We start from the raw sequence: 19,879 nt of genomic DNA on the forward strand, positions 1-19,879 counted from the left end.
GTTTCCGGATGCCTCAGACCTTCGCCGTCTCCGGCTCCCCGGAGGCCGCGGCCTGCGGCGGCACGTCGCCGCCCCGCTTCGCCGCCTTCTTCCTAGCGCGCCGTTCCTTGCGCAGCTCCAGCATCGCGTAGAGCGTCGGGACCAGCAGCAGGGTCAGCAGGGTCGACGTGATCAGACCGCCGATCACCACCACCGCCAGCGGCTGGGCGATGAAGCCGCCCTCACCGGTGACGCCCAGCGCCATCGGGAGCAGGGCGAAGATGGTCGCCAGGGCCGTCATCAGGATGGGCCGCAGACGGTGCCGGCCGCCCTCGATCACCGCTTCGACGACGCCGTAGCCCTGCTTGCGGTACTGGTTGATCAGGTCGATCAGCACGATCGCGTTGGTGACCACGATGCCGATCAGCATCAGCATGCCGATCATCGCCGGGACGCCCATCGGGGTGCCGGTCGCCAGCAGCAGGCCGATCGCGCCGGTCGCCGCGAACGGGATCGACACCAGCAGGATCAGCGGCTGGGCCAGCGACCGGAAGGTGCCGACCAGCAGCATGAACACGATCGCGATCGCCGCGAGCATGGCCAGGCCCAGGTTGACGAACGCCTCGTCCTGGTCGGCGGTGACGCCGCCGATCTCGGCCGTGGCACCGGCCGGCAGGTCCAGCCCGTCGATCTCCGACTGGAGTTCGGCGCCCACCGCGCCGGTGTTGTCACCGGTCGGCTTGGCCGTGATGGTCGCCGCCCGCTGCCCGTCGATGCGGGTCATCGACACCGGGCCGTCCACCAGCGCGACCGTGGCGATGTCGCCGAGCTCGGCCGGGCCCAGGTTCAGGGCCTTCAGCTGGGCCAGCGTCTCGGCCGGCTGGGCCGACCTGATCACGACGTCGCGCTCGGTGTCGTCGAGGATCGCCTTGGCGGCCGGCGTGCCGCGCACCGCCTGGGCGACGGCCGCGCCGAGCGTCTGGTCGGTGAAGCCGGCCGCGGCGGCCTTCGCGTTGGCCTTGACCGAGATGCGGGGCACGCTCTGCGCCAGGTCACTGGTGACGTCGGTGACGTCGTCGAGCCCGGCGACCGTCTCGCGGACCTCCTCGGAGGCCTCGCGGAGCACCTGCGCGTCGGCCGCCTTGACGACGACGCTCAGGTCCTGGCTGCCGAAGCCGTCACCGGCGGCGACCGTGGTGGTGCCGATGCCGTCGAGCTTCGCGAGCCCGTCCTCGATGTGGTCCTGGACGTCCTCGGTGGACGCCGAGTCCTCCAGCATCAGCTGGTACGAGGCCTGGTTGGTGTCCGTGCCGCCGCCGAAGGCGGCCATGAAGCCGGACGAGCCGATGGTGACCTGGTAGTCCTTGACGCCCTCGGTGTCGCCGAGCAGCTTCTCGACCTTCTCGGCCTGGGCGTTCGTCGCGCTCAGGCTGGTGCCGGGCTTCAGCTCCTGCTTGATGCTGAGGACCTTCTGCTCGCCCTGGTCGAAGAAGTTGGTCTTCAGCAGCGGCGCCATGCCGAACGTGCCGAGCAGGACGACGACGGCGATGGCCACGCTGGTGAGGCGGCGGCGGGTGGCGAAGCGCAGGACGGGGACGTAGAAGCGCTGGAGGCGGCTCCTGGCCTCCTTCTCCTCCGCCAGCCTGCGGGCTTCGTCCGCGTCTTGGGGGGTGCCCTTCGGCGGGCGCAGGAACCAGTACGAGAGCACCGGGACGACCGTCAGCGACACCAGCAGGGAGGCGAGCAGCGCGGCGGTCACGGTCAGGCTGAAGGAGCCGAACAGCTCGCCGACCATGCCGCCGACCAGCCCGATCGGCAGGAACACGGCGACCGTGGTGAACGTCGAGGAGGTGACCGCTCCGGCGACCTCGCGGACCGCCTTGAGGATGGCCTCCTGGCGCTCCTCGCCGTAGCCGAGGTGCCGCTTGATGTTCTCCAGAACCACGATCGAGTCGTCGACGACCCGGCCGATGGCGATGGTGAGCGCGCCCAGCGTCAGCATGTTCAGCGACAGGTCGCGCGTCCACAGGACGATCAGCGCCAGCACCACCGACAGCGGGATGGAGACCGCGGTGACCAGGGTGGAGCGGATCGACGCCAGGAAGACCAGGATGATCAGGACGGCGAAGAGCAGACCGAGCCCGCCCTCCGTGGTGAGACCCGAGATGGCCTTGGACACCGCCGGGCCCTGGTCGCTGACCACGGTGAGCGTCGCGCCGGAGCCGAGCTGCTCGCGCAGTTCGGGAAGCCTGTCCTCGACGGCGTTCGAGATCGCGACCGCGCTGCCGTCGTGGTCCATCGTGACGGCGACGGAGAGGCTCGGCTCGCCGTTGGTGCGGGTGAGGGAGTCGGCCCTGGCCTCCTCCTCCTCGACGGTGGCGACGTCACCGAGGCGGACCGGCTTGTCGACGCCCTCGCCGGTGACCATGAGGTCCTGGATCTGCTTCAGCGAGGTGAAACCGCCGCCGACCTGGACGGTGCGGTTGGCGCCGTCCTCGTCGAAGGAGCCCGCGGGGACGGTGGCGCCGCCGGCCTGGAGGGACTGGGCGAGCACCTGCGGGGCCACGCCGGCCTTCGCGAGCTTCGCCGGGTCGGGGGTGACGGTGACCTGCACGTCCCGGACGCCGTCCACCACGACCTGGGCGACACCGTCGATGTCCTTCAGCTCCGAGACGACCGTCTTGTCGAGCTGGTCGGCCAGCGCCTGCTGGTCCTTGTCGGAGGTGACGGCGAGGACGACGGTCGGGATGTCGTCCGTCGAGCCGGAGATGACCTGCGGGTCCACGTCGTCCGGGAGCTGGGCGCGGGCCCGGTTGACGGCCTGCTGGACGTCGGCCACGAGCTGCTGGGTGCCGTTGCCGTAGTCGAAGGACACCATGATGACGGCGTTGCCCTCACTGGCCGTCGCGGTGATGCCGGAGATCCCGTCGACGGCTTCGAGGCTGTCCTCGATCGGTTCGACGACCTGCTTCTCGACCACGTCCGGCGAGGCGCCCTGATACGGCGCCAGCACGGACACCATGGGCAGTTCGATGGTGGGCAGCAGCTGCTGCTTGAGCTGGGGGACGGCGATCGCGCCGAAGACGAGCGCGACGATCGACATCAGGCCTATCAGGGCCCGTTGCGCGAGGCTGAATCTCGACAGCCAGGACATGGATCAGGGTCTCTCTCTGTGGCCGAGCGGAGGGGGTGGGGGCACATCTGTACGCCCACCCCACACCCTGGTCCATGAGTGACCCCGGTTCCCTAGGTCCCAGGTCGACTTCCTTATGCGGCGCATACTCCCGCCGCAGTACGCCGGGGCGGAGGTCACTCCACCCTTGGACGTACCAGCCCGGATTCGTACGCGATGACGACCAGCTGGGCCCGGTCGCGGGCGCCCAGCTTGGACATGGCCCGGTTGACGTGCGTCTTCACGGTGAGCGGGCTGACCTCCAGCCGCTCGGCGATCTCGTCGTTGGAGAGTCCGCCGGCGACCTGGACCAGCACCTCGCGCTCGCGCACGGTCAGCGTCTGAAGCCGCTCGGCGCGGGCGGGGTCGCGGTCCTCGCCGGCCGGGCCCTCCTGGGCGAGGAAGCGGGCGATCAGCCCCTTGGTGGCGGTCGGGGACAGCAGCGCCTCGCCGCCGGCCGCGACGCGGATCGCGCTGAGCAGTTCCTCGGGTTCGGAGCCCTTGCCGAGGAAGCCGGAGGCGCCCGCGCGCAGCGACTGCACCACGTAGTCGTCGACCTCGAAGGTGGTCAGTATGACCACGCGGACATGGGCGAGGGACGGGTCGGCGCTGATCATGCGGGTGGCGGCGAGGCCGTCGGTGCCGGGCATCCGGATGTCCATCAGCACCACGTCGGCCCGCTGCTCGGCGGCCAGCCGGGCCGCCTCCGCGCCGTCGGACGCCTCCCCCACCACCTCCATGTCGGGCTCGGAGTCGACCAGCACCCTGAAGGCGCTGCGGAGCAACGCCTGGTCGTCGGCGAGCAGGACACGGATCGTCATACGGGGCCCTCCGCGGCATCGGTGCGGTTCCTGATCGGAAGGATCGCATGGACCCGGAAACCGCCTCCGTAGCGGGGACCGGTGGTGAGGGTGCCACGCACGGCGGTGACCCGCTCACGCATGCCGAGCAGGCCGTGGCCGCCGCCGTCGGCGGGGGGCCGGGGGTCCTCGCCCCCGCCGGCGCCGTCGTCGAGCACGGTGACCTCGATGTTCGGTCCCACCCTCACGACGCTGACCTCGGCCTTCGCCCGCGTCCCCGCGTGCTTCTGCACGTTGGTCAACGCCTCCTGGATGATGCGGTACGCGGCCAGGTCGACGGCGGCGGGCAGGTCGGTGCCCTGGTCGGTGCGGGCCACCTCGACGTGCAGCCCGGCGTTGTGGAAGGTGGCGACGAGTTCGCCGAGGCGGTCCAGACCGGGGGCGGGTTCGGTCGGGGCCTTGGGGTCGTCCGACTGGCGCAGCAGACCGACGGTGGCGCGCAGCTCGTCCAGCGCGGAGCGGCTGGCCTCCCGTACGTGGGCGAGGGCCTCCTTGGCCTGGTCGGGCCGCTTGTCCATGACGTGGGCGGCGACCCCGGCCTGGACGTTGACCAGGGCGATGTGGTGGGCGACCACGTCGTGCAGGTCGCGGGCGATGCGCAGCCGCTCCTCGGCGACCCGGCGGCGGGCCTCCTCCTCCCGGGTGCGCTCGGCCTTCTCGGCCCGGTCCCGGATGGCCTGCACGAAGGCGCGCCGGCTGCGGACCGCGTCCCCCGCGGTGGCGCCGATGCCGGTCCAGGCGAAGACGCCCAGGTTCTCCTGCGCGTACCAGGGCAGGGGTCCGGCCAGCATGGCGGCGCCGGTCAGCACGGTCATGGTGAGCAGGCCGACCCGCCAGGTCGTGGGGCGGTCGGTGGAGGCGGCGACGGTGAAGAGGGCGACCACGGCGGACATGACGACGGGGGCACGGGGGTCTCCGGTGACGCTCTCGGCCACGGAGACGCCGCCGGTGACCGCGAGGACCACCAGCGGAGCGCGGCGGCGGAAGACGAGCGCCGCGGCGCCGACGGCCATGAGGGCCAGGCCGAGCGCGTCCGGCGTGCGCAGGCCCCAGGTGACGCCCTCGGGGCTGTGCGGGTCCACGAAGGAGCCGGCGACCATGCACACCAGGACGGCGACCGCGATGGCCGCGTCCAGGGCGGAGGGGTGGGCGCCGATGGTGCAGCGGGCGCGGGCGAGGGTGCTCACGGCGATTTACGGTAGCCGGAGTGGGCGCGTCTTATGAGTGGGCCCGCCTTCAGTGGGCGTTGGCCGGGGGCCGCGCCCCCGGACCCTCGCTTCGGCCTGGACGGCCTCGTCCGCGAACGCCGGACGGGCTGGAAGTACGGGGCACGCTGGAGGTACCCGACAGACTGGAGGTACCGGACAGGCGGGAAATACCGACCGGCCTCCGTCAGGAGCCCCCCGGAATCAGGCCGTCGTCGCTCAGTAGCTCCCGGACCTCCTCCAAGGTGGCGTCCGGGGATGGGAGGATCAGGTCGGACGGCTCGAGGAAGTCGTCCGGGACCGGCTCGCCCAGTTCGCGGACCTTGGCCAGGAGGGCCTGGAGGGTCGCGCGGAAACCGGGGCCGTCGCCGTTCTCCATTTCGGCCAGGAGCTCGTCGTCCAGCTTGTTCAGCTCGGTGAGACGGCCGTCGGCCAGCGTGAGCTGTCCCTCCCCCATGATCCGTACGATCATGTCGCCCTCCTAGGCGTGGGCTACTGCTTGTCGAAGCGCGGGGTGTCCTGCGGCTGCTGCTGGGACTGCGCCTGGCCCTGGTCCTGACCGCCCTCGATGGCCTGCCGGTCGGAGGTGCTGCCCCCGGACAGTTCGGCCTTCATGCGCTGCAGTTCCAGCTCTACATCCGTACCACCGGAGAGCCGGTCCAGCTCGGCCTGGATGTCGTCCTTGTGCATGCCTGACTGGTCGTCCAGGGCGCCGGAGGCGAGCAGTTCGTCGATGGCGCCGGCCCGGGCCTGGAGCTGGGCGGTCTTGTCCTCGGCCCGCTGGATGGCCAGGCCGACGTCGCCCATCTCCTCGGAGATGCCGGAGAACGCCTCGCCGATGCGGGTCTGCGCCTGGGCCGCCGTGTAGGTGGCCTTGATGGTCTCCTTCTTCGTGCGGAAGGCGTCCACCTTGGCCTGGAGGCGTTGGGCCGCCAGGGTGAGCTTCTCCTCCTCGCCCTGGAGGGTGGCGTGCTGCGTCTCCAGGTCGGTGACCTGCTGCTGGAGCGCGGCGCGCCGGGAGAGCGCCTCGCGGGCCAGGTCCTCGCGGCCCAGCGCCAGCGCCTTGCGGCCCTGGTCCTCCAGCTTCGACGACTGGGACTGGAGCTGATTGAGCTGAAGCTCCAGGCGCTTGCGGCTGGTCGCCACGTCGGCGACGCCGCGGCGCACCTTCTGCAGCAGCTCCAGCTGTTTCTGGTACGAGTAATCGAGGGTCTCGCGCGGGTCCTCGGCCCGGTCAAGGGCCTTGTTGGCCTTCGCGCGGAAGATCATCCCCATACGCTTCATGACACCGCTCATGGGCTTCGCGCGCCCCCTTCTGACCGACTCCAGCTCCAGCACCTGCGACAGAACCCACAGTACGGGCCCTGCATCCATTACCGCACTGTTCGGGGACGGATGGGCTCATCCCCAAGGACGACTGCGTACTCCCCCGGTCCGGCGTAGGGAGTAGGTGCTCCCCGGGGTTGTCCGGAATGACCCGGTGCCCTGAGGCGTACGCAACGTCCCCTCTGTCCCTTTACAGACGACCGGCGTTGCCGGATCGTTCCCCACCGGACTGGGGCCCACACCCCGGCACCCCGTACCCTTGGGTTTTGTGTTCCGTAGCCGCGCCAAGGAAGAGAAGTCGCCGAGCCTCGTCAAGACGCCGGTGACCGACTCCAATCAGCCCCGTGACCCGCAGGCCCCGAAGGGCAGGCCGACGCCCAAGCGCAGTGCGGCCCAGTCCCAGCGCCGCAGCGTCGCCAACACCCCGATGACGCGCAAGGACGCCGCCAAGCGTCAGCGCGAGGAGCGCCGGACCGCGATGGCGCGCCAGCGCGAAGCGCTGGCGAAGGGGGACGAGCGGTACCTGCCGGCCCGGGACAAGGGCCCGGTCCGCAAGTTCGCGCGCGACTTCATCGACTCGCGGTTCAACATCGCGGAGTACTTCCTGCCGATGGCCGTGGTCATCCTCGTGCTGAGCATGATCCGGGTGGCCTCGCTGCAGAACGTGGCGCTGCTGCTGTGGCTGGTCGTGATCGTGATGATCGTGCTGGACTCGATCGTCACCGGCTTCCGGCTGAAGAAGCGTCTCGCCGAGCGCTTCCCGGACGAGCGCCGGCGCGGCGCGGTGGCCTACGCGCTGATGCGCTCCCTCCAGATGCGCCGGCTCCGGCTGCCCAAGCCCCAGGTCAAGCGCGGGGAGCGGCCCTGAGCACGACGCCGTTCGCCGGCGACGCGGCCGACGCCCGGCTGGACAGGCCGGCTGGTCTGCGGGACGTCGTACGGCAGGAGCTGGTGACCCGGCAGCTGGACGAGCAGATAGCCGGGCGCTTCCCGGTCGGCAAGCGGCTGCGGGTGCTCGACGTCGGCATGGGCGAGGGCGCCCAGTCGCTCCGGCTGGCACGGGCCGGGCACCAGGTGACCGGCATCGAGCGGGACGCCACGATGATCGCGGCGGCACGCGACGCCCTGGCCGGCCAGCCCGAGGGCATCCGGGAGCGGATGCGGATCGTCGAGGGCGACGGCCGGGACACCGGCGTGCACTTCCTGCCGGGCAGTTTCGACGTGGTGCTGTGCCACGGGGTGCTCATGTACGTCGAGGAGCCCGACCCGCTGCTCGCGGGGCTGGCCCGGATGCTCGCCCCGGGCGGACTGCTGTCGCTCCTGGTCCGCAACGGCGACGCGCTCGCGATGCGCCCGGGCCTGCGCGGCGAGTGGGCCGACGCCCTGGCCGCCTTCGACACCACCGTCTGTCACGACGGTGACGGCATCGAGGTCCGCGCGGACCGGCGGGCGACGCTGACGGCCAAGCTCGCGAGCATCGGCGCCCCACTGCACACCTGGTACGGCGTCCGGGTCCTCACGGACACGGTCCCCGACGACATCCCGGTCCCGGACGGCCTCGAAACCCTGCTGGCCGCCGAGGAGCGGGCCGGCCGGACGGACCCGTACCGCCGGATCGCCGCGCTGCTTCATCTGTGCGGAGTGCGGGGGTAGCTCCGGGGCGGTACCGCGCGGCGCCCGTTCGGGGGTTCCCCGGGGGCCGCGTTCCCGGTGCGCGCCGAGACTCGGGGCATGGACGCTTCCCACGCTTGCCGTACCCGCGTGCCACGGCCGCTCGGCCCGGTCGCCACGCTGGCCTGCTCCCTGCTGCTCGTCGCCGGCTGCTCCGACGCCGGGTCCGCTCCGGGCTCCCGGAGCGAGCGGAAGGGCGACACGGCACAGGCCGCGGCGCCGCGCGCGGCCAACGACCTGCAGGCCGACTACGAGCGGGTGATCAAGGACGTACTCCCGTCGGTCGTGCAGATCCAGGCGGGCGACTCCCTGGGGTCGGGGGTGGTGTACGACGACGAGGGGCACATCGTCACGAACGCGCACGTCGTCGGTGACACCAGGTCCTTCCGGGTGACGACCGCCCGCACCGAGGACCCGCTGGCCGCGGAACTCGTCTCCTCCTACCCCGAGCAGGATCTCGCCGTCATCAAGCTGGACAAGGTGCCCGACGGCATGCGGGCGGCCCGCTTCGGGGACTCCTCGAAGGTCGAGGTCGGGCAGATCGTGCTGGCGATGGGCTCGCCGCTCGGGCTGTCCTCCAGCGTGACGCAGGGCATCGTCTCGGCGACCGGACGGACCGTCACCGAGGGCAGCAGCGGGGGCGGTACGGGCGCGACCATCGGCAACATGGTGCAGACGTCCGCGGCCATCAACCCCGGCAACAGCGGTGGCGCCCTGGTGAACCTCGACAGCGAGGTCATCGGCATCCCCACGCTGGCCGCGACCGACCCGGGCATGAGCGACAGCGCGGCGCCCGGGATCGGTTTCGCCATCCCGGTGTCGATGGTGCGGACGGTCGCCGACCAGATCGTCGAGGACGGCCGGGTGACCGACTCGGGCCGGGCGGCGCTCGGTGTCACCGCCCGTACGGTCGTCGACGACGGCTACCGGCCCGCGGGCGTGGCCGTGGTCGAGGTCAGTGACGGCGGGGCCGCCGACCGGGCGGGGCTGCGGCCCGGGGACGTCGTCGTCCGGCTGGGCGACACGGACATCACCACGATCACCTCGCTGGCCGAGGCGCTGGCGTCGATGGAACCGGGTGACCGGACGAAGGTGACGTACACCCGCGACGGCGACGAGCGCACCACCGAGGTGACGCTGGGCGAGCAGTGACGGAGGCGGGGCCGGTCCGCCTCGGAACCGCCCCCGCCCACCCGCCAGATCAGGCCTCCGGGGCCTCGGCCTCTTCGGCCTCTTCGGCCTCTTCGGCGTGCAGGCTCATCGGGCCGTAGATCTCGGTGGCGTCCTCGAACAGCCGCACCTGGTCGGTGCCGCCCTCCTTGAGGTCCTTCCAGTACTCACCGATCCAGGACTCGGCGTCCCCTTGCGTGGTGAACTCCTCGGGCTGCACCGCGGGCTGGACCTCCGTCCCGCCGGCCGTCTCGAACCGCCACGTCCATGCCGCCATGTACGCCTCCAAGATGTGAGCACATGCAGAGCGGAAGCCGGATCTTGGTCCGGCCTCCGACCGCAGCCTATGCGCTGTGCCGGTTCCGCCGTAGAAGGCGGGGGGACGGAAGCCGGGACCGCCCACACCCCCAGGGCGTGTCCGACGATTCCCGCCCGCCTCGCGACTCCCGGCACGCACACTCGCGGAGTCGCCGAAGCGCCCACCCGGCTCCTCTCCCACTGCCTCGAAGGCGTGGGGGGGGGACCCCCGCCGCCGGCGCTCCGGCGCCTCGCCATCGCACGCACCGGAGGCCGCCTGGCCCGCCCTCCGGACGGCCGACGGGAATCGTCGGACAGGCCCTTGGGGGTCTCGGGCGCGCACGTCGTCGGGTGACCGGGGAAAATCGGGGCGTGGACGTGACTCTGCTCGGCACCGGTGCCCCCGCGGGACTCCCCCGCCCCGACTGTCCCTGCGCGGCCTGTGCCGCGGCGCAGGGCGCGAACGCGCGCGCGGCGACCTCGCTGCTGGTGGACGGGGCGCTGCTGCTCGACCTGACGCCCGGCGCCGCGTTCGCCGCCGCACGCGCCGGGCACTCGCTGACCGGCGTACGGCAGGTGCTGCTGTCGCACCCGCACGACGGGCCCGCCGTGGAGGTGCCGGCCGGGCTGCCGCAGCCGGGGCGGGTGCCGGACGGGCGGGAGCTGGCGCTGCTGACCGGGCACCGGGTGCGGGCGGTGGCGATGGACGCGCCGGGTACCGGGTACGCCGTGACCGGTCCGGACGGGCAGCGGCTGCTGTATCTGCCACCGGGCGGTGCGCCGGCCGGTCTGGAGGAGCCCGCCGATTCCTACGACCTGGTCGTCGCGGACGTCGTGGGACGGCCGGACGCGCTGGCGAAACTCCGGGCGGTGGGCGCCGCGGGGCCGACGACGGACGTCGTCGCCGTCCACCTGGACCACGACGTGCCGCCGGGCCGGGAACTGGACCGGCGGCTCGCGGCGGCCGGGACGCGGGCCGTGCCGGACGGGACGACACTGGTGGTCGGCTCCTACGAGGACGTACCCGACGTACCGCGGCGCACCCTCGTACTGGGCGGGGCCCGGTCGGGCAAGTCGGTGGAGGCCGAGCGACGGCTGGAGGCCTTCCCCGACGTGCTCTACGTCGCGACCGGGGGCTCCCGCAACGGGGACACCGAGTGGGCGGCACGGGTCTGCTCCCACCGGGAGCGGCGGCCGGGCTCGTGGCGCACCGTCGAGACGTGCGACCTGGTACCGCTGCTCAAGGACGACGGGCCGGCGCTGCTCGTCGACTGTCTGTCGCTGTGGCTGACGGACGCGATGGACGCCGTCGGGGCGTGGGACGACGCGGAGTGGGCCGACGGCGGGGAACGGGCCCTCAGGGACCGGATGCGGGAGCTGACGGAGGCGGTGCGCACCACCCGGCGCGCGGTCGTCGCCGTGTCGAACGAGGTGGGCTCGGGCATCGTGCCCGCCACCGCCTCGGGACGCCGCTACCGGGACGAACTCGGGCGGCTGAACGCGGCGTTCGCGGCCGAGTGCGAGCAGGTGCTTGTGGTGGTCGCGGGCCAGGCGCTGGTGCTACGGGGCTGAGGCGTCCTTGCGCGCGATGACGCGGTGCGTCCGCGCGCCGGTGAGCACGGTGCAGCCGTGGGCCACCAGTTCGGCGCGCAGGCCCGCCGGGTGCGAGGTGCCGGGCGGGAGGGCGAACAGGCGGCGCGGGTCCGCCACGTCGACGAGCAGATGGCCGCCGGGGCGGAGCACGTGGAGGGCGGCGCGCAGTTCGGCGTGGGGATCCGGGACGCGTTCCAGGTGGTGGAAGAGGCTGACGACGTCGTAGCGGGCGCGCAGCCGGGCCGCGATGTGCGGGTCCGTCAGCCGGCCGACGAACGCCTCCTCGACACGTTCGACCGCGCGGGCGCGCAGGACCCGGTGCGTGGCGTCCAGGCCGTCGAAGGAGGTGTACGGGAAGTACGCGCGGGCGGTGCGGGGGAAGTCGGCGTCGCCGGTGCCCACGTCGAGCCAGCTCTCGGGGTCGGGGCGGCGGCGGAGCATCGCGCGGGCGGCCAGGCCGTGTCTCAGGCGGACTCCGGCCCGGACCAGCGGGTGTTCGGGTCCGGGCGTGAACGAGGGATTGCGGAAGACGTGTCGGCAGTCGAGGCAGCGTTCGAGGACGGACCCACCGCGGCGCGACCGGGCGCGCAGCCGCCGGGAGCCGCACCAGGGGCAGTCCGCGCGGTGCGGCCCGTACCGGGGCATCGGAGGCACCCGGGGGACGGGGGGCGGCGCCGAGGGGACGGGAGAGGCGGAGGGTGCGGACATGGGCGGCTCCCGACGCGAGACGAGGACACAGGACGACGACATACGACAATTCCCGCAAAACGTTACGTAGGTGATCGCGATCCGGGGCGCAACGACGCAGCTCGGGCGCGGTGCGCACGGGCCCGCCGCCGTGGTCACCAGGGGCCGGTACTGTTCGGCGAATGAGCTCGCTGAATCTCGACGACTTCACCGATCTGATCGAGCGCCCCGACGGCGGGGTGCGCCGCGACGCCGAGGCGCGCCGGGAGCGTCAGGTCGTCCCGCCCGGATCGCTGGGCCGCCTGGACGACCTGGGCGAGTGGCTGGCCTCGGCGCAGTCGGCCGTACCGGTGCGGCCGGTCGAACGGCCCCGGGTGGTGCTCTTCGCCGGTGATCACAAGGTGGCCGAGCTGGGCGTCTCGGCACGGCCCGCGGGCGCCGCCGGCGAGCTGGTGCGCGAGGTCCTGGAGGGCGGCCGGCCCGTGTCCGTACTCGCCCGGCGCCTCGGCGTGCCGGTGCGGGTCGTCGACATGGCCCTCGACTGCGATCCGGAGACGCTGCCGGCCGAGGTGGTGCGGCATCGGGTGCGGCGCGGCGGCGGGCGCATCGACATCGAGGACGCGCTGACCCTGGAGGAGGCCGAGGCCGCCTTCCGGGCCGGGATGGCGGTGGCCGACGAGGAGGCCGACTCCGGTACGGATCTGGTGGTGCTCGGTGATGTGAGCGTGGGCGGGACCACGGCGGCGGGCGTACTGGTCGCCGCGCTGTGCGGGACCGACGCGTCGGTCGTCACCGGGCGGGGCGGGCTGGCGATCGACGACCTGGCCTGGATGCGCAAGTGCGCGGCGATCCGCGACGCGCTGCGCCGCGCCCGGCCGGTGCTCGGGGACCAGTTGCAACTACTCGCGACCGTGGGCGGTGCCGACCTCGCCGCGATGACGGGCTTTCTGCTGCAGAGCGCGGTGCGGAAGACGCCGGTGATCCTGGACGGCGTCGTGACGGTCGCGTGCGCGCTGGTCGGGCAGCGGGTCGCCTTCCGCGCACCCGACTGGTGGCTGGCCTCCCACGACAGCGGGGAGCCGGGCCAGGCCAAGGCGCTGGACCGGATGGCCCTGGAGCCGCTGCTGTCCCAGGGCGTGACGGTGGGTGAGGGCGCGGGGGGCCTGCTGGCGCTGCCCCTGGTCCAGGCCGCGGCGGCGCTGGCGGCGGAGCTGCCGGAGGTCTCCGACGGTAAGGAGTCCGTCGCCGCGCAGTGAACGGGCGTCACCCACCCCCGCCCCGCGTCGATGCGGGGCGGGGGTGGGTGACGCGGCCCGGCGCGGGCGGGGTGCCCGGCGTGGGTGTGGGCGCGGGGTCGGTCACACGGCCCGGCGCGGGCGCGGGGGCACACGGCCCGGCGCTACCGGGGTGCCCGGCGTGGCTGTGGGCCGGGGGTGGGTGACGCGGCCCGGCGCTGCGGGATGCCGCCGCGCCCACCCGTGCCGCCCCAGCGGCACGACTGCCCGCAGCTGAGGGGCGCGGGCGGAGAGCCGCGTACGGCGAGAAGGGACGTGTCGGGGGGTATCCGCCCGCAGCGGTTGGCGCGTCCGCGCCGTTGCTTCTGCGGCCGACCGATTCCGCGCCGTTCCGAGGACGGACACCCCCCGGCGCGGCCCGACCCACCACGCGACAAACCGCGCCACACGCACCCCCACCGAACCCGCACAGGCCGCCGCAGGCATCAGCGGTGGTCCGGGGCGGCCGGATCCGGGCGGCCGCCGATCCAGTCCTGGAAGGCGCGGCGAGGGCCGGACCAGCGGCGATCGTGGCGGTAGGCGCGCAGGCGGGCCCTGGCACGGGCGCGCGGGCGGCGGCCGTAGAAGCGGCGGGCCCAGGCCGAGCCCGGGCGGGCCAGGCGGACCGCGCCGATCAGGGCGACAAGGGGCACGATCACCCCGAAGATCGCGAGGCGGGCCTTGCCCTTGGCCAGGGCGAGGAGGGAGAAGAAGAAGTTCCCCGCGACGGTCGCGATGACGTTGGCGCGGCCCTGCGCCTCGTCCTCGGACATGCCGTCGACGCCGAACGGCGTGAACCCCGCGAGGACCAGTCCGACAAGGGCCGCGGTGACCACCACGACCTCCACGCTCTGCCGGCCCGCCTCCGTCCAGTAGACGTCGTCGAGGTGCAGGATCAGCGCGAACTCGTCCAGCACGAGGCCCGCCCCGATACCGAAGACCACCGCCGCGAGGGCGGAGCCGAAACCGTGCCGGCCCCCCGCGACCGCGCCGAAGCCGCCGATGACGGTGAGGACGATCCCCGGGACGACGTGGTGGATGTGCACCCCGCCCGCCTTGACGTTGCCGAAGGGCCCCTTGCCGGCCCGGATGAGCCGGGTGATGACCCGAGTGGTCACGAACGTCAGGACGAAGGCCGCCAGAGCGAGGAGCAGCGGCAGCTTGCCCGGTTCCATGATGTTGCGCTGCCACCAATCTCCCATATGCGAACTTTATCCCCAGCCCGCACCGGTGCCCTGGTGACCGCCGGGTAGTCTGCGCCGGTGCTCAGGACCCCCTCCCCCGACGGCCTCCGTTTCGCCTTCGGCACCCTCACCGTGTTCCCGGTCAAGGTGACCCGCTGGGACCGGGAGGCGGCGCGCGGCGGCATGCTGTGCGCGCCGCTGGCCGGACTGGCCGTCGGCCTCGTCGCCGCGGCGGCCGGACTCCTGCTGCTGTTCCTGGGCGCGGGAAGCCTGCTCGCCGCGGTCGCCACGGCCGCCGTCCCCGCCGTGCTCACCCGCGGACTGCATCTGGACGGCCTGGCCGACACCGCCGACGGGCTCGGCAGCGGGAAGCCCGCCGAGGACGCGCTGCGGATCATGAAGCAGTCGGACATCGGGCCGTTCGGCGTACTCGCCCTCGTGTTCGTGCTGTTCGCCCAGGTGGCCGCGCTGGCCCAGGCCTACGACGGGTCCTGGGCGCGGGGCGCGCTCGCCGCCGTGGTCTCGGCGACCGCCGCCCGGCTGGCGCTCACGCTCGCCGCCCGGGCCGGGGTGCCCGCCGCCCGCCCGGAGGGTCTGGGCGCGGCGGTCGCCGGAGTGGTGCCGGCGGGTGGCGCGCTGGCGGCCACCGCCGTCGTCACGGCGGCCGGGGCGGCGGCGAGCGCGCTCCTCGGGCCGTACGGGGGGTGGCACGGCGGGCCGTACGACGGCCTGCACGACGCGGTCCGTACGGCGCTGGCCGTGCTGTGCGCCGTAGCCGTGGCCGAACTCCTGCTGCGGCACTGCGTCCGGCGCTTCGGCGGGGTCACCGGCGACGTCTTCGGCGGTGTCGCTGAGACGGCGGCCACCACCGCCCTAGTGGTGCTGATCCTCGGCTGAGGCCGGGACACCGGCCGCCAGGCCCCGGGCACCGGCACCCGCACCCGCACCGGAACCCGCACCCACCCCCGCCCCCGCCCCCGCACCGGGCTCAGCAGGCCTCGCGCCACGCACCCAGTTCGTACTTCTTCAGCATCGAACTCAGCCTCAGCTCACGGGACTCCGCGCAGAAGCGGTCGGTCGGCAGCTCGTACTCGACGTGGAAGACCGCCTTGTCCGCGTCGATGAACGGCTGGTTGTCGGCGCACTCGCCGTACTGGGCGCACTGTTCGTTGACCGCGAAGTCGAAGTCGTCCACCAGCTCGGGGATCTGGTCCAGGTCGTTCTTGAGGCCGACGGCCAAGCCGCGGTCGTGGGCGAGCCGCGCGATCAGCCGGTTGTAGCGGAGCTGGTCGTCGGCGGTGAGCGGGAACCCGGTCTCGTTCTTGTAGCCGTCCATGTTGTCCGGCTCGACCGCGTCGAAGCCCTTCTCGCGGCACATGTCGATGCGCTCGGCCATCAGCGGCTCCAGGACGTCCGTCTCGCGGATGTCCAGCCAGCGTTCCCCCTCCCAGCCGTTGCCCTTGCCCAGCACCGACTTCGGGAATTTCTCCGCGTCGGGGCGGAAGTCCTCCCAGGCTCCGGTGGACAGGTAGCAGATGACCTTGCGGCCGTCGTCGTGCAGCCCGGCCACGGTGGCCCCGGTGTGGTCGAACCCGTCGATGTCGTAGACCGGCACGTCGACCGACGTGTCGAGCTTGCCGCTGAGCTGCCACTGCCAGGCGGTGCCGGGCCGCGGCTGCCAGTGGTCGCCGGCTTCCGGCTCGTCGCCCGGGGACGACGTGCAGCCCGCGAGCAGCAGGAGAAGGGCTATCGACAGGACCGGGCGTCTCACGGGGCGTGCTCCATGGGCTGGGGTGGCGCGGTGGCGTACCCCGGGAATGATCTCCCATCCCGGCAACCGGCGGGAAACCGCGCCCCGGAGGCGGCGAACCGCGGCCCCTGGACGGGAACCCGCGACCCTCTGGACGGAAGCCCGCGACCCTCTGGACGGGAACCCGCGACCCCGTAGGCGGGAAACCGCGGCCCCGCGGGAGGGAGCGGAGCCGGGCGCGAGCGTAGGCTCGTGCCGGGTGTTTGCCTGCCCAGGTAAAGACCGCATCGCAGGAGGGATCTAGGGTCGGTTGTCGGGCCCGGTCGACCCACCCGCATTCGGCCATACAAGACTTCATACGGAAGCGAGAATTCACCACCGTGACTGCTCTCACTCTCAGCACCGCCGCGGCGCCCGGCCTGCGGGCCGACGCGATCGTGATCGGTGTCGCCAAGGGCACGGCGTCCAGGTCCGGCGGCCTGGTCGTCGCGCCGGGCGCGGAGGCCGTGGACAAGGCGTACGACGGCCGGCTCGCCGGCGTCCTGGAGACCCTCGGTGCCACCGGCGCCGAGGGCGAGGTGACGAAGCTGCCCGCTCCGTCCGGCTTCAAGGCACCCGTCGTGGTGGCGGTGGGCCTCGGTGCCGAGCCCGAGAAGGACGCCGACTTCGACGCCGAGGCGCTGCGCAAGGCCGCCGGTGTGGCCGCCCGCGCCCTGGCCGGTGCCAAGAAGGCCGCGTTCGCCCTCCCGCTCGCCGAGGCCGCCGACGCCGGCGTCATCGGCGAGGGCGTGCTGCTCGGCGCGTACGCCTTCGACGCCTACAAGGAGTCCGGCAAGGACGCCAAGGCCAAGAACGGCAAGGCCCCGCTGGCCGAGGCCGCGCTGCTCGGCGGCAAGCCCCGCGACAAGGCGTACAAGGCGGCGATCGAGCGTGCCGCGGCCGTCGCCGAGGAGCTGAACCGCGCCCGCGACCTGGTCAACACCCCGCCGAACGACCTGAACCCCGAGGCGTTCGCGGCGGTGGCGCAGGCCGCCGCCAAGGAGCACGGCATCAAGGTGCAGGTACTCGACGAGAAGGCGCTCACCAAGGGCGGCTACGGCGGCATCCTCGGCGTCGGCGCCGGCTCGGCCGCCGGCCCGCGCCTGGTGAAGCTGTCGTACACGTCCTCCAAGGCGACGAAGTCCCTCGCCTTCGTCGGCAAGGGCATCACCTACGACTCGGGCGGTATCTCGCTGAAGCCGGCCGGGCACAACGAGACGATGAAGTGCGACATGGCCGGTGCCGCCGCCGTGTTCGCCGCGGTCGTCGCCGCCGCGCGCCTGGGCCTGGAGGTCAACGTGACCGGCTGGCTGGCGCTGGCCGAGAACATGCCGTCGGGCTCCGCCACCCGCCCGGGTGACGTGCTGCGCATGTACAGCGGCAAGACGGTGGAGGTGCTCAACACCGACGCCGAGGGCCGGCTCGTGCTCGCCGACGCCCTGTGGGCGGCCTCGCAGGAGAAGCCGGACGCGATCATCGACGTGGCGACCCTGACCGGCGCGATGATGCTGGCACTGGGCAACCGGACGTACGGCATCATGGCGAACGACGACGCGTTCCGCGCGGCGGTGCACGAGGCCGCGGAGGAGACCGGCGAGCCGGCCTGGCCGATGCCGCTGCCGGAGCACCTGCGCAAGGGCATGGACTCGGCGACCGCCGACATCGCCAACATGGGCGAGCGGATGGGCGGCGGGCTGGTGGCCGGGCTGTTCCTGCGCGAGTTCGTCGGCGAGGGGATCACCTGGGCGCACCTGGACATCGCGGGTCCGGCCTTCAACGAGGGCGGACCGTTCGGGTACACGCCGAAGGGCGGGACCGGGACGGCGGTACGGACGCTGGTGCGGGTTGCCGAGCTGGCGGCCGCGGGCGATCTGGGCTAGGGCGCCTGAGAGCTCGGGGGTGCGGGGATTCGGCGGCTGCGCGTCCGTTGTGGCCGGTCGCGCGCACGCGGCTGAGCCGCAGGTCAGATACAGCCCCGCGCCCCTGGCTGCGTCGTCCCGCCGTCGGTGGCCGACCGGCCCGGCCGGTCGGGTCCACGCGGCGGAGCCGCGGACCGGATACCGCCCCGCGCCCCCGGCGGCACTGTCCCACCGTCCCTCGTCGAGTGAACGTGGGACGTCTCACACACCGGCCCCACGTCTCGTCGGCCCCCTACAAGTGCGAAGATGGGGCTCGGCAGGACAGGGCCCCACCTAAGGGCCGAGAACAAAGAGCGGCCGGACACCAGCCGCCGACCGGTCACTGGAGACCGGCGTGGCGCACATGCATGGAGGACGTGACGTGGCGAACGACGCCAGCACCGTTTTCGACCTAGTGATCCTCGGCGGTGGCAGCGGTGGTTACGCCGCGGCGCTGCGCGGGGCGCAGCTGGGCCTGGACGTCGCCCTGATCGAGAAGAACAAGCTCGGCGGCACCTGCCTGCACAACGGCTGCATTCCCACCAAGGCCCTGCTGCACGCGGGCGAGATCGCCGACCAGGCCCGCGAGAGCGAGCAGTTCGGCATCAAGGCGTCCTTCGAGGGCGTCGACATGGCGGGCGTGCACAAGTACAAGGACGACGTGATCGCCGGCCTGTACAAGGGCCTGCAGGGTCTGGTCGCCTCCCGCAAGGTGACCTACATCGAGGGTGAGGGCCGGCTCTCCTCCCCCACCTCCGTCGACGTGAACGGCCGGCGTGTCCAGGGCCGCCACGTCCTGCTGGCGACCGGCTCCGTGCCGAAGTCGCTGCCGGGCCTGGACATCGACGGCAACCGGATCATCTCCTCCGACCACGCCCTCGTCCTGGACCGCGTGCCGAAGTCCGCGATCATCCTGGGCGGCGGTGTCATCGGCGTCGAGTTCGCCTCCGCGTGGAAGTCCTTCGGCGCCGACGTCACGGTCATCGAGGGCCTCAAGCACCTCGTGCCGGTCGAGGACGAGAACAGCTCGAAGCTGCTGGAGCGCGCGTTCCGCAAGCGGGGCATCAAGTTCAACCTGGGCACCTTCTTCGAGAAGGCCGAGTACACCCAGGACGGCGTGAAGGTCACCCTCGCCGACGGCAAGGAGTTCGAGGCCGAGGTCCTGCTCGTCGCCATCGGCCGCGGCCCGGTCTCGCAGGGCCTGGGCTACGAGGAGGCCGGGGTCGCCATGGACCGCGGCTACGTCCTCGTCGACGAGTACATGCGGACCAACGTCCCGACCGTCTCCGCCGTCGGCGACCTCGTCCCCACCCTCCAGCTCGCGCACGTCGGCTTCGCCGAGGGCATGCTGGTGGCGGAGCGGCTCGCCGGCCTGAAGACCGTCCCGGTCGACTACGACGGTGTGCCGCGGGTGACGTACTGCCACCCGGAGGTCGCCTCCGTCGGCATCACCGAGGCCAAGGCCAAGGAGATCTACGGTGCGGACAAGGTCGTCGCCCTGAAGTACAACCTGGCGGGCAACGGCAAGAGCAAGATCCTGAAGACCGCGGGCGAGATCAAGCTCGTCCAGGTCAAGGACGGTGCCGTGGTCGGCGTCCACATGGTCGGCGACCGCATGGGCGAGCAGGTCGGCGAAGCCCAGCTGATCTACAACTGGGAGGCGCTGCCGGCCGAGGTGGCCCAGCTCGTCCACGCCCACCCGACGCAGAACGAGGCACTCGGCGAGGCCCACCTGGCGCTGGCCGGAAAGCCCCTGCACTCCCACGACTGACCT

At 72.8% G+C, this 19,879-nt stretch carries 17 protein-coding genes; 8 read left to right on the forward strand and 9 right to left on the reverse strand.

What is annotated here, in order from left to right:
• Window positions 1-13: 13 nt before the first annotated feature.
• The 5 genes from ACIQ6R_RS10010 to ACIQ6R_RS10030 all read right to left on the reverse strand — a co-directional run bounded on the left by ACIQ6R_RS10010 (window position 14) and on the right by ACIQ6R_RS10030 (window position 6,500).
• Window positions 14-3,133: an efflux RND transporter permease subunit gene (locus ACIQ6R_RS10010; protein WP_404220055.1), complete on the reverse strand. Its 3,120-nt coding sequence runs from the start codon at window positions 3,131-3,133 to the stop codon at window positions 14-16.
• Between the two features lie 155 nt (window positions 3,134-3,288).
• Complete coding sequence (locus ACIQ6R_RS10015) at window positions 3,289-3,972, reverse strand: response regulator (RefSeq protein WP_404174479.1); 684 nt, start codon at window positions 3,970-3,972, stop codon at window positions 3,289-3,291.
• The gene (locus tag ACIQ6R_RS10020) at window positions 3,969-5,198 is read right to left on the reverse strand and encodes a sensor histidine kinase (RefSeq protein ID WP_404220057.1); all 1,230 of its coding nucleotides are present in this window, start codon (window positions 5,196-5,198) and stop codon (window positions 3,969-3,971) included. The genes ACIQ6R_RS10015 and ACIQ6R_RS10020 overlap by 4 nt, the downstream gene beginning before the upstream one ends.
• Window positions 5,199-5,403: 205 nt before the next feature.
• Window positions 5,404-5,688, reverse strand: a complete 285-nt coding sequence (locus ACIQ6R_RS10025) for a hypothetical protein (RefSeq protein WP_375923298.1) — start codon at window positions 5,686-5,688, stop codon at window positions 5,404-5,406.
• A 20-nt stretch (window positions 5,689-5,708) separates the two neighbouring features.
• Window positions 5,709-6,500, reverse strand: a complete 792-nt coding sequence (locus ACIQ6R_RS10030; RefSeq protein ID WP_404174484.1) for a PspA/IM30 family protein — start codon at window positions 6,498-6,500, stop codon at window positions 5,709-5,711.
• Between the two features lie 271 nt (window positions 6,501-6,771).
• Between ACIQ6R_RS10030 and ACIQ6R_RS10035 the strand changes: the two genes are divergently transcribed.
• The 3 genes from ACIQ6R_RS10035 to ACIQ6R_RS10045 all read left to right on the forward strand — a co-directional run bounded on the left by ACIQ6R_RS10035 (window position 6,772) and on the right by ACIQ6R_RS10045 (window position 9,365).
• Window positions 6,772-7,410 (forward strand): DUF3043 domain-containing protein, encoded by a 639-nt coding sequence (locus ACIQ6R_RS10035; RefSeq protein ID WP_404175204.1) that lies wholly within the window; start codon window positions 6,772-6,774, stop codon window positions 7,408-7,410.
• 83 nt (window positions 7,411-7,493) lie between these two features.
• Window positions 7,494-8,195, forward strand: a complete 702-nt coding sequence (locus tag ACIQ6R_RS10040; RefSeq protein ID WP_404174487.1) for a class I SAM-dependent methyltransferase — start codon at window positions 7,494-7,496, stop codon at window positions 8,193-8,195.
• Between the two features lie 78 nt (window positions 8,196-8,273).
• A complete protein-coding gene (locus ACIQ6R_RS10045; protein ID WP_404220059.1) occupies window positions 8,274-9,365 on the forward strand; it encodes a S1C family serine protease in 1,092 nt (363 codons plus the stop codon).
• Between the two features lie 49 nt (window positions 9,366-9,414).
• On the opposite strand, the gene ACIQ6R_RS10050 is transcribed toward ACIQ6R_RS10045, so the two are convergent.
• Entirely contained in the window at window positions 9,415-9,660 is a 246-nt protein-coding gene (locus tag ACIQ6R_RS10050) for a hypothetical protein (protein ID WP_404174493.1), read from the reverse strand.
• Window positions 9,661-10,052: 392 nt separating this feature from the next.
• Between ACIQ6R_RS10050 and ACIQ6R_RS10055 the strand changes: the two genes are divergently transcribed.
• A complete protein-coding gene (locus ACIQ6R_RS10055) occupies window positions 10,053-11,252 on the forward strand; it encodes a bifunctional adenosylcobinamide kinase/adenosylcobinamide-phosphate guanylyltransferase (protein ID WP_404174496.1) in 1,200 nt (399 codons plus the stop codon).
• Here ACIQ6R_RS10055 and ACIQ6R_RS10060 read toward each other — a convergent pair.
• Complete coding sequence (locus ACIQ6R_RS10060; RefSeq protein ID WP_404220061.1) at window positions 11,241-11,918, reverse strand: class I SAM-dependent methyltransferase; 678 nt, start codon at window positions 11,916-11,918, stop codon at window positions 11,241-11,243. The genes ACIQ6R_RS10055 and ACIQ6R_RS10060 overlap by 12 nt on opposite strands.
• A gap of 224 nt (window positions 11,919-12,142) precedes the next feature.
• On the opposite strand from ACIQ6R_RS10060, the gene cobT reads away from it, so the two are divergent.
• Entirely contained in the window at window positions 12,143-13,216 is a 1,074-nt protein-coding gene (gene cobT, locus ACIQ6R_RS10065) for a nicotinate-nucleotide--dimethylbenzimidazole phosphoribosyltransferase (protein WP_404220063.1), read from the forward strand.
• Window positions 13,217-13,680: 464 nt separating this feature from the next.
• Here cobT and ACIQ6R_RS10070 read toward each other — a convergent pair whose 3' ends face one another.
• Complete coding sequence (locus ACIQ6R_RS10070) at window positions 13,681-14,436, reverse strand: hypothetical protein (RefSeq protein WP_404220065.1); 756 nt, start codon at window positions 14,434-14,436, stop codon at window positions 13,681-13,683.
• Window positions 14,437-14,496: 60 nt separating this feature from the next.
• Between ACIQ6R_RS10070 and ACIQ6R_RS10075 the strand changes: the two genes are divergently transcribed.
• Window positions 14,497-15,315 carry an adenosylcobinamide-GDP ribazoletransferase gene (locus tag ACIQ6R_RS10075; RefSeq protein ID WP_404220067.1) on the forward strand — a complete coding sequence of 273 codons (819 nt, stop codon included), beginning with the start codon at window positions 14,497-14,499 and terminating at the stop codon, window positions 15,313-15,315.
• Window positions 15,316-15,406: 91 nt separating this feature from the next.
• Here the strand turns inward: ACIQ6R_RS10075 and ACIQ6R_RS10080 are convergent, their stop codons facing one another.
• Entirely contained in the window at window positions 15,407-16,189 is a 783-nt protein-coding gene (locus ACIQ6R_RS10080) for an endo alpha-1,4 polygalactosaminidase (protein ID WP_404220069.1), read from the reverse strand.
• A gap of 359 nt (window positions 16,190-16,548) precedes the next feature.
• Between ACIQ6R_RS10080 and ACIQ6R_RS10085 the strand changes: the two genes are divergently transcribed.
• Together ACIQ6R_RS10085 and lpdA are read left to right on the forward strand one after the other, a co-directional pair.
• A complete protein-coding gene (locus ACIQ6R_RS10085; protein WP_404174514.1) occupies window positions 16,549-18,087 on the forward strand; it encodes a leucyl aminopeptidase in 1,539 nt (512 codons plus the stop codon).
• Between the two features lie 400 nt (window positions 18,088-18,487).
• On the forward strand, window positions 18,488-19,876 hold the full coding sequence (lpdA, locus tag ACIQ6R_RS10090) for a dihydrolipoyl dehydrogenase (protein WP_375923330.1): 1,389 nt from the start codon (window positions 18,488-18,490) through the stop codon (window positions 19,874-19,876).
• The last annotated feature ends 3 nt before the right edge of the window (window positions 19,877-19,879 follow it).

Source organism: Streptomyces sp. NPDC096048, assembly GCF_044763415.1.
GTDB lineage: Bacteria > Actinomycetota > Actinomycetes > Streptomycetales > Streptomycetaceae > Streptomyces.

Coding starts and splice junctions, on each gene's coding strand:
- ACIQ6R_RS10050 (WP_404174493.1), bottom strand. CDS start 9,660: ATGGCGGCATGGACGTGGCGGTTCGAGACGGCCGGCGGGACGGAGGTC.
- ACIQ6R_RS10025 (WP_375923298.1), bottom strand. CDS start 5,688: ATGATCGTACGGATCATGGGGGAGGGACAGCTCACGCTGGCCGACGGC.
- ACIQ6R_RS10030 (WP_404174484.1), bottom strand. CDS start 6,500: ATGAAGCGTATGGGGATGATCTTCCGCGCGAAGGCCAACAAGGCCCTT.
- ACIQ6R_RS10060 (WP_404220061.1), bottom strand. CDS start 11,918: ATGCCCCGGTACGGGCCGCACCGCGCGGACTGCCCCTGGTGCGGCTCC.
- ACIQ6R_RS10015 (WP_404174479.1), bottom strand. CDS start 3,972: ATGACGATCCGTGTCCTGCTCGCCGACGACCAGGCGTTGCTCCGCAGC.
- ACIQ6R_RS10045 (WP_404220059.1), top strand. CDS start 8,274: ATGGACGCTTCCCACGCTTGCCGTACCCGCGTGCCACGGCCGCTCGGC.
- ACIQ6R_RS10070 (WP_404220065.1), bottom strand. CDS start 14,436: ATGGGAGATTGGTGGCAGCGCAACATCATGGAACCGGGCAAGCTGCCG.
- cobT (WP_404220063.1), top strand. CDS start 12,143: ATGAGCTCGCTGAATCTCGACGACTTCACCGATCTGATCGAGCGCCCC.
- ACIQ6R_RS10010 (WP_404220055.1), bottom strand. CDS start 3,133: ATGTCCTGGCTGTCGAGATTCAGCCTCGCGCAACGGGCCCTGATAGGC.